We start from the raw sequence: 15,226 nt of genomic DNA, 5'->3' as shown, positions 1-15,226 counted from the left end.
CATGCCGGACACCGCCGCCACCGCCGAAGCCGCTGTCGCGCTGCTCGCCGCACCCGCGGGCCAGGGGCTCGGCGACACGCTCCGGATCGTGCTGCTCGCCTCGCTCGTGGGCGGCGTCCTGCTCGCCTGGTTCCTGCTGCGCGGATACCGCGCGGACGACACCGGCGGCACGGACGACACCGGCGGGGCGGACGGCGGCGCGGACCGCAACACGGAGCGCGACGCGAACGCCTGAGTCGGCGTGAGCGCCTCCGGACGGCCCGCATACGATGTGCGCGAAGTCTCCGCTCCCATCCCCGATCGATAGGTCTGCCGAAGATGAGCCTCCACAGCGCCGCCGCCAACCTGGTCACCCTCGCCGAGGGTGGTGCCGAGCACGGCGGCAACCACGAAAGCCTCAGCCCCTACCTCACCGGCTTCGGCGCCTTCGGCGTCCTGCTCCTGCTGCTGTGGATCACCACCCGCTTCAACCGCGACCGCTGAACCGACACCGCTGATCCGGCGGCCGCCGCCGTGCCAGTAGGCTCTGCACGCATGGGAGAGCAGGAAGTGCCTACTGGCGGGCGCGGCAAGCGCCGACTCGGCGTGATGGGCGGAACCTTCGACCCGATCCACCACGGACACCTGGTGGCGGCCAGCGAGGTCGCCGCCCTGTTCCACCTCGACGAGGTGGTGTTCGTGCCGACCGGGCAGCCGTGGCAGAAGAGCCACAAGGTCGTGTCCGCGCCCGAGGACCGCTATCTGATGACGGTCATCGCCACGGCGTCCAACCCGCAGTTCTCGGTCAGCCGGATCGACATCGACCGCGGCGGCGCGACGTACACCATCGACACCCTGCGGGACCTGAGCTCCCTCAACAGCGACTCGGACCTCTTCTTCATCACCGGGGCCGACGCGCTGTCGCAGATCCTCACCTGGCGCGACGCGGAGGAACTCTTCTCGCTCGCCCACTTCATCGGCGTCACCCGTCCGGGCCACGACCTCACCGACGACGGCCTGCCCAAGGGCGGGGTCTCGCTCGTCGAGATCCCCGCGCTCGCCATCTCCTCCACCGACTGCCGGGCGAGGGTCGCGCAGGGCGATCCCGTCTGGTATCTGGTCCCGGACGGTGTGGTGCGCTACATCGACAAGCGCCAGTTGTACCGCGGCCAGTGAGCTTCGGGGAGGGGCACCGGTGAACGACCAGCAGCATCCGTACGATCCGTACCAGTCGCAGCCGCAGATCATCGGCTACGACGAGTACGGGCAGCCGGTGTACCAGCAGCCGCAGGCGCAGCAGCAGGCGCCCGCGCAGTACTACGACCCGTACGGCGGGCAGCAGCAGGCACCCGCCCAGTACTACGACCCGTACGGGCAGCAGGCGCAACAGTCGCAGCAGCAGCCCGCGTACGACCCGTACGGGCAGCAGGGCTACGCCTACCCCTCCTACGACACCGGGCAGCAGTGGGCCGCCCGGCCCCAGGCCCAGCCGCAAACAGACTCCCAGGCCCAGCCGCAGTCGCGGACCGAGCCCGTCCGGCCGGCCCCCGAGGCGCCGGCCGCGCCCGTCGCCGCCCCGCCCGGCGTCCCCGGGCAGCGGCCCGCCTCCGAGCGGGGCGCCCCCGGGCGCCCCGCCCCGTCCCGGGCGGACGACGACGACCGCGAGTACCGCACCGAGCAGTTCTCGTTCATCGAGGAGCCCGACGAGGACTCCGAGGACGTCATCGACTGGCTCAAGTTCACCGAGAGCCGTTCGGAGCGGCGCGAGGAGGCCAGGCGCCGGGGACGCAACCGGATCGTCGCGCTCGTCGTCGTCCTCGTGCTCGCCGCCGTCGGAGGCGTCGGCTACCTGTGGTCCGCCGGTCTGCTCCCCGGCACCTCGGCCCCGGAGCAGAAGGGGACCGCCGCCACCGGCCCCCAGAAGCGCGACACCATCGTGGTCCACCTCCACGACACCACGAACGGCGGAACCTCCACCGCCCTGCTCGTCGAGAACGAGACCACCCGCCAGGGCACCACGGTCCTGCTCCCCAACTCCGTCGTCGTCGCCGACGCCGAGGGCTCCGCGACCACCCTCGGCAAGTCGGTCGAGGACGACGGCTCCAGCGGCACCCGGGAGGCGATCGGCAACCTCCTCGGCGCCGGGATCACCGGCACCTGGCGCCTGGACACCCCGTACCTGGAGAACCTCGTCGAGGTCGTCAGCGGCATCGAGACCGACACCGACACCGACGTGCCCGCCCCCAAGGACGGCGCCGAGCCGCTCGTCAGGAAGGGCGAGAAGCAGACGCTGAACGGCCGCGCCGCCGTCGCCTACGCCACCTACCGGGCCCCCGGCGAGGCCGACGCCAAGCAGCTCCAGCGCTTCGGCCAGGTCCTGTACGGGGTGCTGCGGAAGATCTCCGACGACCCCGCCGCCGCCACGGTCACCATCGAGACCCTCCAGCAGATCCTCGACCCCTCGCTCCCGGAGAAGGACCTCGGCGCCTCCCTGGCCAAGCTCGCCGAGCACGCCAAGCTCGGCGCCTACAAGACGGCCCTGCTCCCCGTGGAGGAGGACGGCGCGCTGGCCGACGGCGCGAGCGACAGCGTCGTGAAGGACATCCTCGGCGGCAAGGTCACCGCCCCCGAGGCGGACGGGATCGTCCGCGTCTCGCTGCGGGACGGCTCCGGCAAGAACGCGACCGAGGCGGCCCGGATCGTGCTGGCCAACGGCGGCTACGCCATCGTGGGCTCCACCGGTGCGCCGGACCGGGAGAAGTCGCAGGTCCTCTACGGTGACGACGCCCGGAAGGCGGCCGCCGCCGAGGTGGCCAAGACGCTGGGCCTGCCGGCCGGCTCGGTCCGCAAGGGCGAGACCGAGGGAGCGGCCGCGGTCACCGTCGTCCTGGGCCGGGACTACAAGGTCCTTGGGGCCCCCTGACGGCGCTCCGGAAAAGAGGGTCCCCGGGGCCCGCCGACGGCGCTCCGGAAAAGCCAGACGGCGTCGTCGGCGGTCCGTGAGACCCTGGAGGGGTACTGGACCGCCGACGAAAGCCTGCCTGTGACCGCCACGGACCGTTCCATCGAGCTCGTCAAGACCGCCGCCCAGGCGGCCGCCGACCGGCTCGCGCACGACATCATCGCGTACGACGTCAGCGACGTGCTGTCGATCACCGACGCCTTCCTGCTCGCCTCCGCGCCCAACGACCGCCAGGTCAAGTCGATCGTCGACGAGATCGAGGAGCGGCTGCTCAAGGAGCTCGGCGCCAAGCCGGTCCGCCGCGAGGGCGACCGCGACGCGCGCTGGATCCTGCTGGACTACGTCGACATCGTCGTCCACGTCCAGCACAGCGAGGAGCGGGTCTTCTACGCCCTGGAGCGGCTGTGGAAGGACTGCCCCGAGCTGGAGCTGCCCGAGGACGCCACGAAGACCCGCGGCAAGGCCGCCGAGCACGCCGCCCTGACCGGCGTCGACACCACCGGCCACGCCTCCGGCCTCCCCGACGGACCGGACGGTGAGCTGAGCTGAGCGCCACCAGGGGCGGCACCGGCCGCCGCATCGTCCTCTGGCGCCACGGCCAGACCTCCTGGAACCTGGAGCGCCGCTTCCAGGGCTCGACCGACATCGGGCTGACGGAGACCGGCGTCGCCCAGGCGCGCCGGGCCGCACGGCTGCTCGCCGCGCTCAAGCCGGACGCCATCGTGGCCTCCGACCTGAAGCGGGCGGCGGCCACAGCCGCCGAGCTCGCCGCGCTCACCGGCCACGACGTCGCCCACGACTCCGCGCTGCGCGAGACGTACGCGGGGGAGTGGCAGGGGCTGACCCACGACGAGATCGTGGCACGGTACGGCGAGCAGTACGCCGCGTGGAAGCGCGGCGAGCCCGTGCGCCGGGGCGGCGGCGAGCTGGAGACCGAGGTGGCCGACCGGGCCGCCCCCGTGGTCCTGGAGCACGCCGACAAGCTCCCCGACGGCGGCACGCTCGTCGTGGTCAGCCACGGCGGCACCATCCGCACCACCATCGGCCGCCTCCTGGACCTGGAGTCACGGCACTGGGAGAGCCTGGGCGGCCTCTCGAACTGCTGCTGGTCCGTCCTGGGCGAGGGCGCGCGCGGCTGGCGCCTGATGGAGCACAACGCCGGCACGCTGCCCGAGCCGGTCCTCGGCGACGACGACTGAGCCCGCGGGTCCGCCGCCCCCGGATTTCACTTTCCGGCAGGTCGCAGGCTAGAGTTCTTCTTGTTCGCAGCGCGGAGCGCGAAGAACACGAGGGGCTATAGCTCAGTTGGTAGAGCGCCTGCATGGCATGCAGGAGGTCAGGAGTTCAATTCTCCTTAGCTCCACAGTCACCGAATCCCGTCCCCACCAGGGGGCGGGATTCGTCGTTTCGTCACGTTGTGCCGAGTACGCCGGCCCCCTTGCGGGGCCATGGCAGAATCGGACGGCCGGAGGGGGACAGGATCCGGACGGGAGGGCGGCCCAAGTGCTCGGCGACAACGGCAGGGTGTCCTGTCGGCACACGACCAGGTGCACGACGGGGCGCGCGACCCGCGGCCACGGCTGGAGCTGACTGATGGGTGCACACAGGCGGAAGTGCGACTGGTGCGGCAGCGGCACGCCCATCGTGCGCGACATGGACCCCGTCAACCCCGAGTTCCAGTACTGGTGCGAGGAGTGCGCGCGGGCGCTGATCATAAAAGGCGACCCGATCGAGACCTACCGCGAGCTGGAGGGGGAGCCGATCTACGGCCGGCTCCTCGACGAGCACTGCACCCTCAAGCGGTTCTACTCCTTCGCCACGGCCTGACGCTCCCGCTCCGGGGCGGTCTCCACGAGGGCGCCCACCGCCGCGGAAACACCGCGTACCCCGTGATCGGCGTTCTTACCGCGTGGCTTCCGCCGCGTCAGCACGTACCCCACGAGCAGCGCCGTCGCCGTCAGCGGATAGACGGCGGAGAGCAGCATCTGACCCGCGTTCTGGTCCAGTTCGGGGCGGCCCGGGTCGTGCGGGACCCACCACAGCGCGAACGACGCGAACACCAGGGCCACCACCCCCGTCACCCGCCACGCGCGCGTGGCGCGGTCCGCGAGCAGGATCAGCAGCGGCACGCACCAGACCCAGTGGTGGGACCACGAGATCGGACTGATCATCAGCGCCGTGAACGCGCAGACGACCACCGCCACCGCCCTGTCGCCGCGCAGCGCGGCCCGTACCGCCACCACCATCGCCGCGCCGCCCAGGACGGCCGCCGTCACCGCCCACCACGCGCCCGGGTCGTCGGTGTGCATCAGCCGGGCCAGGACGCCGCGGATCGACTGGTTGGCGGTCTCCTCGGCGAAGCCGACCCGGCCCGTCTCGAACAGCGTCTCCGTCCAGAACCTCTTCGAGTCCGCGGGCAGCGCGACCAGCACGGCCAGCGTCGTCCCGAGGAACACCCCGGTCGCCGTCGCCGCCGTGCGCAGCCACTGGTTCCAGGACCGGTCCCGGCGCCACAGCAGCACGCCCGCGACGAGCAGCAGGACCACGAAGAGCCCCGGTGTGAGTTTCACCGCGGTCGCCAGGCCGATGCCGAGACCGGCCCAGCGGCTGCCCTCGCGGCGCGTGAGGTCCCAGAGCACCGCCACCGCTATGAGCAGGTTGATCTGGCCGTACCGCAGGGTCGTCCACACCGGCTCGCACCAGACCACCACCGCGGCGATCCAGAGCGTCGTGCGCCACAGGTCCGCGCGGGACAGCGACGGACGGACCAGCCTGACCGACAGCAGGACCAGGGTGACCACCAGGAGCAGGTTCCCGCCGGTGGCGAGCGTCCGCATCAGCGGGACGCCCACCAGGGTCAGCGGGACGAACAGCAGGGCCGCGAAGGGCGGGTACGTCATGCCGAGGTTCGCCGAGGTGGCGCGCATCGCGTACAGGTCGCCGCCGGCCCGGACCGTCTCGCCCTCCGCCCGGTAGACCATGACGTCGAGCATGTTCACGTGGGCGAGGCGTTGCGCCACCCAGAAGGCCGCGAACGAGAGCAGACAGACCGCCGCGGCGGTGGCCAGGGGCCAGGGCCGGGCACGGGTTTTCGAGAGCACGGAGACGGACACAGTCGGCGACCCTACCCGGCGGTCCCGAAGGGGGCCGGGAATCGATTTGGAGATCTGCCGGGGAGCCGGTTAATGTTCTGTCTGTCGCCGCGAGGGAAACCGGAGCGGAGGCGGAAAGCAAGGGGCTATAGCTCAGTTGGTAGAGCGCCTGCATGGCATGCAGGAGGTCAGGAGTTCAATTCTCCTTAGCTCCACAGAAACTCCACGGAAGCAGTGGAGGGGAAAGCGGGTCACCCGGATCGGGTGGCCCGCTTTCTCGTGTCCCGGCCCCCGGAACGCCGGTGCGGCCCGTGCGGCCGCTGCGGTACCCTGGCGCCATGCGTGCCGTACGCCTCCTGCTTACCGAGCCGCGCTGACCAGTCCCGACGGGTGACAGACATTCCGTCGGAGTCGGCGCGGCATCCCCTCCTGTGCGAGGGGATTTTTCATTTCGGGCAGTCAGTGGCCGTGGGCAGAGACGATCGATGGAGCTTCAAGGACCATGACCGAGATCAATACGGCCGCCGAGACGGCGGCCCCGCATCGCTACACGGCGGCCATGGCCGCCGACATCGAGGCACGCTGGCAGGACTTCTGGGACGCCGAGGGCACGTACGAGGCCCCGAACCCCACCGGTGACCTGGCGGGCGACCCCGCGGTCGCCGCCCGGCCCAAGAAGTTCATCATGGATATGTTCCCGTACCCCTCGGGCGCGGGACTGCACGTCGGCCACCCGCTGGGCTACATCGCGACGGACGTCTTCGCCCGCCACGCGCGCATGACCGGCCACAACGTGCTGCACACCCTGGGCTTCGACGCCTTCGGCCTGCCGGCCGAGCAGTACGCCGTGCAGACGGGCACGCACCCGCGCGTGTCCACCGAGGCCAACATGGAGAACATGAAGGTCCAGCTGCGCCGGCTGGGCCTGGGCCACGACAAGCGCCGGTCGTTCGCCACGATCGACCCGGAGTACTACAAGTGGACCCAGTGGATCTTCCTGCAGATCTTCAACTCCTGGTACGACGACGAGGCGAAGAAGGCCCGCCCGATCGCCGAGCTGGTCGAGCGGTTCGAGAACGGCACGCGTGAGATCCCCGGCACCACGCGCGCGTGGAGCGAGCTGAGCGCCACCGAGCGCGCCGACGTCCTGGGCGAGTACCGCCTGGCGTACGCCTCCGACGCGCCCGTCAACTGGTGCCCCGGCCTGGGCACCGTCCTGGCCAACGAGGAGGTCACCGCCGACGGGCGCTCCGAGCGCGGCAACTTCCCCGTCTTCAAGTCCAAGCTGCGCCAGTGGAACATGCGGATCACCGCCTACGCGGACCGCCTGCTGGACGACCTGGACGCGCTGGACTGGCCCGAGGCCATCAAGCTGCAGCAGCGGAACTGGATCGGCCGCTCCGAGGGCGCCCGCGTCGACTTCCGGGTCGGCGAGGCCGGTGCCATCACCGTCTTCACCACTCGCCAGGACACCCTGTTCGGCGCCACCTACATGGTCCTGGCCCCCGAGCACGACCTGGTCGAGAAGATCGTCCCGGCCGCCTGGCCCGAGGGCACCCACGACGTGTGGACCGGCGGCCACGCCACCCCCGCCGAAGCCGTCGACGCCTACCGCAAGCAGGCCGCCTCCAAGTCCGACGTGGAGCGCCAGGCCGAGGCCAAGGACAAGACCGGCGTCTTCACCGGCGCGTACGCGACCAACCCGGTCAGCGGTGAGCGGGTCCCGGTCTTCATCGCCGACTACGTCCTGATGGGCTACGGCACCGGCGCCATCATGGCCGTCCCCGCGCACGACACCCGCGACTTCGCCTTCGCGCGCGCCTTCGAGCTGCCGATGCGCTGCGTCGTCGAGCCCTCGGACGACCGCGGCACCGACCCCTCCACCTGGGACGACGCCTTCGCCTCCTACGAGGCGAAGCTGGTCAACTCGGCCAACGGCGAGATCTCCCTGGACGGCCTGGGCGTCGTCGACGCCAAGGCCCGGATCACCGCCTGGCTGGCCGACCGCGGCATCGGCGAGGGAACCGTCAACTTCCGGCTGCGCGACTGGCTGTTCAGCCGCCAGCGGTACTGGGGCGAGCCCTTCCCGATCGTCTACGACGAGGACGGCGTCGCCCACTCGCTGCCCGAGTCGATGCTGCCGCTGGAGCTGCCCGAGGTCGAGGACTACTCGCCGCGCACCTTCGACCCGGACGACGCGGACACCCGCCCGGAGACCCCGCTGTCCCGCAACGAGGACTGGGTGAACGTCACCCTGGACCTGGGCGACGGCCCCAAGAAGTACCGCCGCGAGACCAACACCATGCCCAACTGGGCCGGTTCCTGCTGGTACGAGCTGCGCTACCTGGACCCGCACAACTCCGAGAAGCTGGTCGACCCGGCCGTCGAGCAGTACTGGATGGGCCCCCGCGAGGGCATGCCCACCGGCGGCGTCGACCTGTACGTCGGCGGCGCCGAGCACGCCGTGCTGCACCTGCTGTACGCGCGCTTCTGGTCCAAGGTCCTGTTCGACCTGGGCCACGTCTCCTCGGCCGAGCCCTTCCACAAGCTGTACAACCAGGGCATGATCCAGGCCTTCGTCTACCGGGACGCGCGCGGGATCGCCGTACCGGCGGCCGAGGTCGAGGAGCGCGACGGCGGCTTCTGGTACCAGGGCGAGAAGGTCTCCCGCGTCCTGGGCAAGATGGGCAAGTCCCTGAAGAACGCCGTGACGCCGGACGAGATCTGCGCCGAGTACGGCGCCGACACCCTGCGCCTGTACGAGATGGCGATGGGCCCGCTGGACGTGTCGCGCCCCTGGGACACGCGCGCGGTGGTCGGCCAGTACCGGCTGCTGCAGCGGCTGTGGCGCAACATCGTCGACGAGTCGACCGGCGAGGTCACCGTCGTCGACGCGGCGCCCGACGAGGACACGCTGCGCGCCCTGCACAAGGCGATCGACGGCGTCGCGCAGGACATGGCCGCGATGCGCTTCAACACCGCCATCGCCAAGATCACCGAGCTGAACAACCACCTGACCAAGTCCGGTGGCGCGGTCTCCCGCACGGTCGCCGAGCAGCTGGTGCTGCTGGTCGCCCCGCTGGCACCGCACATCGCCGAGGAGCTGTGGCGCAGGCTGGGCCACAGCGGGTCGGTCGTCCACCGGGACTTCCCGGTCGCCGACCCGGCGTACGTCGTCGACGAGACCGTGACCTGCGTCGTGCAGATCAAGGGCAAGGTCAAGGCCCGCCTGGAGGTCTCCCCGTCGATCACGGACGCGGACCTGGAGACGCTGGCCCTGGCCGACCCGCACGTGGTCGCCGCGCTGGGCGGTGCGGAGATCCGCAAGGTGATCGTGCGGGCGCCGAAGCTGGTCAACATCGTCGCGGGCTGACGGGCTGGGGCGACGGGGTGCTCTGACGGGCCGGGCTGACGGATTGCTCTGACGGGCTGGGCTAGCGGGCCGGGCCGACGGGTCGGTGGTGTGTGGTCGGTGACCGGTCGGACACAGGGGTTTCCCCTACGGGCAGGTTGGGGGTTCCGATGGAACCCTCGGCCTGCCCGTTCCGTTTACCGTGGAGGAACCACAACCGTGTGGTGAGTCGACCGATGCCGGAGGGGCACCCATGGAAGCCGCGATTCTCACGATCCTGGCGCTGCTCTTCTTCGCCTTCGTGGCGCTCGGGGTGTACGCCACCGTGAAGGTGACCAAGGCCGCCAAGCGCGGTGTCGACCGCACCATGAACCAGGCCCGGCGCACGGTCGAGGACACCACGCTGCGGGCCAAGAGCTTCGGCCAGGCCGGAGCCGCCGGCGAGCTGGCCCGGCTGCGGCTGTCGCTGCGGACCTCGATGCGCGCCACGCAGGAGGCACTGCAGGCGGGCGTCGGCCAGGACGCCTCGCTGAAGGAGTCGCTCGACCTGTTCAACCGGCTCAGCGCGCACGGCCTCGAACTCGACGCCGACCTCAAGAGCCTGGAGCGGGAGCCCGACCGGGCATGGGTGGCCGGACAGCTCCCCGAACTCGCCGCGCGGACCGAGCGGATCACCGGCTCGGCCGACGCACTGCGCCGCGCCGCCCGGGACCGGGCCCTGCGGTTCGCCGAGGACGACCTGTCGACGCTCAGCGCCCAGATCGACGTCGAGGCCGGGGCCCTGCGCCACTGGACCGACCCGGAGCCCGCTCCGGGCGCCACCACCGCCGCCGGCACGGAGGAGCGGGGACGCCCAGCCGGGAGCACCGGCCGGACGGCGGACACCGAGGGGGCCGGGAGCGAGCCGTCCGCCATCACGGGGCCCGACCCCCGGCTGACCGCGTACCCCTGGGAGAAGTCGGCCCGCCCGGAGACCACCACCTGACAGCACGGCCGGCCACTGGCGAGGGCGGCCGGGGCGGCCGGGGGCGCGGGAACGCTCGCCGGCGTCCGGTGATCGGTGGGGGTGGGCTGCCGTGCGGCGGTCCCGGCGGGTAACCTCCCGCTCATGTCCCGGCATGTCGCGATCGTCACCGATTCCACGGCCTACCTGCCACGCCAGACGAGGGAGCGGCACGCCATCACCACGGTCCCGCTGACCGTCGTCATCGGCGACCGCGCCCTCCAGGAGGGCACGGAGATCTCGGCCGAGGCCCTCGCCCAGGCCCTCCAGAAGCGGCGGTCCGTCACCACCTCCCGCCCCAGTCCCGAGGTCTTCGCCGAGACCTACCGCGAGGCCGCCGAGGCCGGTGCGCGGGGGATCGTCTCGCTCCACCTGTCCGCCGAGGTCTCCGGGACCTACGACGCGGCCGTGCTCGCCGCGAAGGACGCCCCCGTGCCCGTACGCGTGGTGGACACCCGCATGGTCGGCATGGCACTGGGCTTCTGCGCCCTGGCGGCGGCGCAGACCGTGGAGGCCGGGGGATCGCTCGACGAGGCGGTCGCGGCGGCCGAGAAGCGCGCCGCCGGGATCTCCGCCTTCTTCTACGTCGACACCCTGGACTACCTGCGCCGGGGAGGGCGCATCGGCGCCGCGCAGGCACTGCTGGGCTCCGCGTTCGCGGTGAAGCCCCTCCTCGAACTCGACAACGGCCGGATCGAGCTCCGGGAGAAGGTGCGGACGGCCTCGAAGGCCATCGCGCGCCTGGAGGAGATCGCGGTGGAGCGGGCCGGCTCCGGGGCCGTCGACATCGCCGTGCACCACCTGTCCGCGCCCGAGCGTGCGGCCACACTCGCGGACCGACTCCGGGCACGTGTTCCGGGAATCGGGGAGTTCCACGTCAGTGAGGTGGGCGCGGTGATCGGCGCGCACACGGGCCCCGGGCTCCTCGCGGTCGTCGTCTCACCGCGCTGAGGCCGCCGGGCACCTGTCGGTCGCCCGTGAGGGTGAGGGAGTTCTCCACAGCGGGGCCGCTGTCCACGGACCGTGAGTGAGTCCGGCACGAGGTGTCCGCGATCTCTACCGTCACGGTCATGACGCTTCGCACACGCATCGCATCGAGCACCGCCGACGCATCGACCACCGCCGTCGCCGGGACCATGGACGTCGCTGCCCCAGGAGCCGCGGGGACGGCCTACGGCCCGACGAGCGGGCCCGGGCGGGCGGGCGGTTCGGACGGGCGCAGTCGCCCCGGAGGGCGCGGTTCGCCTCCGGGGCGGGGGCGGCGGCGCGTCCGGGCCGGTGGGCGGGCGGCCGAGGTGGCCGAAGGGGTCGTACGGCGGCGGGGGGACGCGCTGTTCCCGACGGTCCCTTCGCCGGAGCCGTACGGTGAGCCGGAGACGTCCGAGGCACCGGAGCGGGTTTCTTCGCCGGTCCCTCCGCCCGGAGTGCGGGAGCGGCTGGTGGCGGGGATCCGCGACCGGACCCCGCTGTGGGTGCAGACCCGGTGCGGGCTGGAGCCGAGGACGCTGGCCGCGCTGACGGTGGTCCTGCTCGTGGCCGCAGGGCTCGCGGGCGGTTACTTCTGGATGGGTCGGCCGGAACCGGTGCGTGCTCCCGAACTCGTTCGCGCCGCGCCCGCGACGGTCGCACCGGAGGGCCGGGCCGGGTCGGAACCGGAGCCGGAGGCCCGGCAGGAGGTGGGGTCGCCGGCCACACCGCCCGTGCCGCCGCCCGCACCGCCCGTACCACTCGCCTCCTCCGGCACGAAGGTCGTCGTCGACGTCGGCGGGAAGGTACGCAGGCCGGGAGTGCTGACCCTGCCCGCGGGCTCACGGGTGGAGGATGCCCTGCGGGCGGCGGGTGGGGTGCGGTCCGGCGCCGATCTCACCGGAGTCAACCGGGCCCGTGTCCTGTCCGACGGCGAACAGGTCCTGGTCGGCGTGCCGGGGGCGCAGACCGGTGGGCCCGGCCCCGGGAGTGGAGGAAGCGCGGGAGGAGCAGGGGGAGGTGGGGCGCCGGGGGCGCCGGTGAGCCTCAACACCGCCACGGTGGAACAGCTCGACACCCTCCCGGGCGTCGGACCGGTCCTCGCCCAGCACATCGTCGACCACCGCACGGAGCACGGGGGCTTCCGTTCGGTGAGCGAGCTGCGGGAGGTCAGCGGCATCGGCGAGCGGCGGTTCGCCGACCTCGAACCACTGGTCCGGCCGTGAGGCGGAATGGGGGAGTGGCCGCGGAGACGGGGACGGAGGCAGAGACGGACACGGAGGTGGACGCGGAGGCGCGGGAGTCGGCTCGGCCGGAAGAGTCGACCGATCTGCGGCTCGTTCCCCTCACGGCGGCGGCCTGGGCGGCTGCGGCCTGCGCGGTCGGCGTCACCGGGTGGTGGACGGTGGCCGGGGTCGCGGTCTGCCTGACGGGGGCGGCGGTCCTGTTGGTGCGGGGCGCGGTCCGGTGGCGTGGGGACCCCGAGGACAGCCGTGGGACGGCCTGGCAACGAGGGAGAAACGAAGGCAGCCGTGAGACGGCCCGACGATGGGGAAGGCCCGAGGACAGCCGTGGTGCAGTCGCGTCGGGTGCCGCCGCCGGGCGGCGGCTGCGGGCCACCGTGTGGGCCGGGGTCCTGCTGTGCGCCGCGGCCGGGGCCACCTCGGCCGGACTGCACGCGGCGGACCTGCGGCGCGGGCCCGTGCCGGTCCTGGCCGAGGAGTACGCGCGGGCGCGCTTCGAGGTGAAGGTGACCTCCGATCCACGGCTCACCCGGCCCAAGGTGCGAGGCAGCACCATGGCCCCGGCCTCGGTCGTCCTGGACGGCGAGGTGACCCGGGTCGAGCGGTCGGACGGTGCGGCCCACCGGACCCGGACGCCGGTCCTGCTGATCGTGCCGCCGGGGGAGGGGCACGGGGAGTGGTTGCGGCTCCTGCCCTCCACCCGGCTGCGGATCGATGGTCGGCTCGCACCGCCGTCGCACCCGGGCGAACCGTTCGCGGCGGTGCTCAAGGCCGGTGGCTCGGGCCCGCCCCGGATCGTGGGCCGGCCGAACGCGCTGCAACGGACGGCGGGTGAGTTGCGTGCGGGGCTGCGGAGGGCGACCGAGGGGCTCGACCCCGACGCGCGGGCCCTGCTGCCCGGTCTGGTCGTCGGAGACACCTCCCGGGTCGGCCCCGAGCTGAGAGATGCCTTCGAAGCCACGGACCTCACACACTTGTTGGCTGTTTCCGGGAGTAATCTCACGATTGTCCTACTCCTATTGATCGGGCGTCCCGGGCGGGCGCACCGGGTGGAGCGGGGTGGGCTCGCGCCCCGGCTCGGGCTGTCGCTGCGGGTCACCGCAGTGACCGGGGGAGGCCTGACGCTCGCCTTCGTGATCGTCTGCCGGCCCGACCCGAGCGTGTTGCGGGCCGCCGCCTGCGGTCTCGTCGCGCTTCTCGCGATCGGCACGGGACGCAGGAGATCGCTGATCCCCGCACTGGCTACCGCCGTCCTTGTCCTGGTGCTCTACGACCCCTGGCTCGCGCGGAGTTACGGGTTCCTGCTCTCGGTCCTGGCCACCGGGGCGCTGCTGACGATCGCTCCCCGGTGGAGCGACGCGCTGCGCAGGTGCGGGGTGCCCGGCCGGTTGGCGGAGGCGCTGGGCGTGGCCCTGGCGGCGCAGGCGGTGTGCGCTCCGGTCGTGGTGGTCTTCGCGGCCCGGGTGAGTCTGGTCGCGATCCCGGCGAACCTCTTCGCCGAGTTCGCCGTGGCGCCCGCGACGGTGTGCGGATTCGGCGCGCTGGCCCTGGCGGCGTTCTGGATGCCGGCGGCGGAGGGTCTCGCGTGGGTGGCGGGGTGGCCGGTCGGATGGATCGCGTGGGTGGCCCGTACCGGAAGCGCGTTGCCGGGGGCGGAGCTGGCCTGGCCCGGTGGGTGGTGGGGCGGACTGGCCCTCGCGCTGCTCACCGCGACCGTGGTCCTCGGGGTACGCAGGCTGCCGTACCGGGGTGCGGTCGGCGTCCTCGTGGCCGGGCTGGTCCTGCTCGCTGTGGTGCGACCGGTGCCGCTGTCCCGGTGGGCCACCGGATGGCCGCCGCCGGACTGGGTGTTCGCGATGTGCCAGGTGGGCCAGGGGGACGCGACCGTGCTTGCGGCGGGAGGGGACTCCGCCGTCGTGGTGGACGCGGGGCCCGACCCCGTACCGGTGGACCGCTGCCTGCGCGAACTCGGTGTGAGACGGGTTCCTTTGCTGGTTCTGACCCATTTCCACGCGGACCACGTGGCAGGACTTCCGGGAGTGTTGCGGGGACGTTCGGTGGGGGCGATCCAGACGACGGGGCTCGAAGAGCCTCCCGCCCAGGCCGCGTTCGTACGGCGGACGGCGGCTGTGGCCCGGGTGCCGGTGATCCGTGCCGGGCCGGGGGAGCTGCGGAGGGTCGGGGCCCTGGAGTGGCGGGTGCTCTGGCCGTGGCCGGCGGCCGGGCGGACCGGGGGAGCCGGGGGTTCCTTCGAGGGGCCCAACGACGCCAGCGTCACGCTGCTCGTCCGCGCCGCCGGAGGGCTGAGTCTGCTGCTCCTCGGGGACCTGGAGCCACCGGCGCAGCGGGCGCTGTTGCGGGTTCATCCGGGGCTCGCGCCGGTGGACGTCCTCAAGGTCGCCCACCACGGGTCGGCGCACCAGGACCCGGCGTTGATACGGGTCGTGCGGCCGAGGCTCGCGCTGGTCTCGACGGGCCGGGACAACCCGTACGGGCACCCTTCGCCCCGGACACTGGAGGCCCTGCGGGACGGCGGAGCGCGGGTGCTGCGGACCGATCGGGACGGGGCGATCGCGGTGGTGGGGGCGGGGAGGGGGCTCGTGGCCGTACCGGAGGGAGGATGAGCCG

13 protein-coding genes and 2 tRNA genes are annotated in these 15,226 nt (G+C 72.6%); 14 read left to right on the top strand and 1 reads right to left on the bottom strand.

Annotated features, from left to right (window positions below; genetic code table 11):
- The first annotated feature begins 1 nt into the window (after window position 1).
- The 8 genes from ACFY7E_RS06800 to ACFY7E_RS06765 all read left to right on the top strand — a co-directional run bounded on the left by ACFY7E_RS06800 (window position 2) and on the right by ACFY7E_RS06765 (window position 4,768).
- A complete protein-coding gene (locus tag ACFY7E_RS06800) occupies window positions 2-235 on the top strand; it encodes a hypothetical protein (RefSeq protein WP_389482250.1) in 234 nt (77 codons plus the stop codon).
- Between the two features lie 83 nt (window positions 236-318).
- Window positions 319-483 (top strand): hypothetical protein, encoded by a 165-nt coding sequence (locus ACFY7E_RS06795; protein ID WP_389481557.1) that lies wholly within the window; start codon window positions 319-321, stop codon window positions 481-483.
- A gap of 51 nt (window positions 484-534) precedes the next feature.
- Window positions 535-1,155 carry a nicotinate-nucleotide adenylyltransferase gene (gene nadD, locus ACFY7E_RS06790; protein ID WP_383440835.1) on the top strand — a complete coding sequence of 207 codons (621 nt, stop codon included), beginning with the start codon at window positions 535-537 and terminating at the stop codon, window positions 1,153-1,155.
- Window positions 1,156-1,174: 19 nt separating this feature from the next.
- Window positions 1,175-2,902 (top strand): LCP family protein, encoded by a 1,728-nt coding sequence (locus ACFY7E_RS06785; RefSeq protein WP_389481555.1) that lies wholly within the window; start codon window positions 1,175-1,177, stop codon window positions 2,900-2,902.
- A gap of 120 nt (window positions 2,903-3,022) precedes the next feature.
- Window positions 3,023-3,490, top strand: a complete 468-nt coding sequence (gene rsfS, locus ACFY7E_RS06780) for a ribosome silencing factor (RefSeq protein ID WP_389481553.1) — start codon at window positions 3,023-3,025, stop codon at window positions 3,488-3,490.
- Complete coding sequence (locus ACFY7E_RS06775; RefSeq protein WP_389482203.1) at window positions 3,487-4,140, top strand: histidine phosphatase family protein; 654 nt, start codon at window positions 3,487-3,489, stop codon at window positions 4,138-4,140. Before rsfS ends, ACFY7E_RS06775 begins: the two co-directional genes overlap by 4 nt.
- A gap of 91 nt (window positions 4,141-4,231) precedes the next feature.
- Window positions 4,232-4,304 (top strand) — tRNA-Ala (locus ACFY7E_RS06770).
- Between the two features lie 230 nt (window positions 4,305-4,534).
- Window positions 4,535-4,768 carry a hypothetical protein gene (locus tag ACFY7E_RS06765; RefSeq protein WP_005317760.1) on the top strand — a complete coding sequence of 78 codons (234 nt, stop codon included), beginning with the start codon at window positions 4,535-4,537 and terminating at the stop codon, window positions 4,766-4,768.
- Here the strand turns inward: ACFY7E_RS06765 and ACFY7E_RS06760 are convergent.
- Window positions 4,747-6,054: a glycosyltransferase 87 family protein gene (locus ACFY7E_RS06760; protein WP_389481550.1), complete on the bottom strand. Its 1,308-nt coding sequence runs from the start codon at window positions 6,052-6,054 to the stop codon at window positions 4,747-4,749. The genes ACFY7E_RS06765 and ACFY7E_RS06760 overlap by 22 nt on opposite strands.
- 121 nt (window positions 6,055-6,175) lie before the next feature.
- Here ACFY7E_RS06760 and ACFY7E_RS06755 point away from each other — a divergent pair.
- The 6 genes from ACFY7E_RS06755 to ACFY7E_RS06730 all read left to right on the top strand — a co-directional run bounded on the left by ACFY7E_RS06755 (window position 6,176) and on the right by ACFY7E_RS06730 (window position 15,222).
- Window positions 6,176-6,248, top strand: a tRNA-Ala gene (locus ACFY7E_RS06755).
- A 287-nt stretch (window positions 6,249-6,535) separates the two neighbouring features.
- The gene (gene leuS, locus ACFY7E_RS06750; RefSeq protein WP_389481548.1) at window positions 6,536-9,406 is read left to right on the top strand and encodes a leucine--tRNA ligase; all 2,871 of its coding nucleotides are present in this window, start codon (window positions 6,536-6,538) and stop codon (window positions 9,404-9,406) included.
- A 232-nt stretch (window positions 9,407-9,638) separates the two neighbouring features.
- Window positions 9,639-10,370, top strand: a complete 732-nt coding sequence (locus ACFY7E_RS06745) for a hypothetical protein (RefSeq protein ID WP_389481546.1) — start codon at window positions 9,639-9,641, stop codon at window positions 10,368-10,370.
- Window positions 10,371-10,493: 123 nt separating this feature from the next.
- On the top strand, window positions 10,494-11,339 hold the full coding sequence (locus ACFY7E_RS06740) for a DegV family protein (RefSeq protein WP_389481545.1): 846 nt from the start codon (window positions 10,494-10,496) through the stop codon (window positions 11,337-11,339).
- Between the two features lie 488 nt (window positions 11,340-11,827).
- Complete coding sequence (locus ACFY7E_RS06735; RefSeq protein ID WP_389481543.1) at window positions 11,828-12,580, top strand: helix-hairpin-helix domain-containing protein; 753 nt, start codon at window positions 11,828-11,830, stop codon at window positions 12,578-12,580.
- 14 nt (window positions 12,581-12,594) lie between these two features.
- Window positions 12,595-15,222: a ComEC/Rec2 family competence protein gene (locus ACFY7E_RS06730; protein ID WP_389481541.1), complete on the top strand. Its 2,628-nt coding sequence runs from the start codon at window positions 12,595-12,597 to the stop codon at window positions 15,220-15,222.
- The last annotated feature ends 4 nt before the right edge of the window (window positions 15,223-15,226 follow it).

This window comes from Streptomyces sp. NPDC012825 (genome assembly GCF_042900925.1).
Taxonomy (GTDB): Bacteria; Actinomycetota; Actinomycetes; order Streptomycetales; family Streptomycetaceae; genus Streptomyces.
The sequence above is the reverse complement of the archived record's forward strand: the minus strand, read 5'-3'. Positions and strand labels throughout refer to the sequence as shown.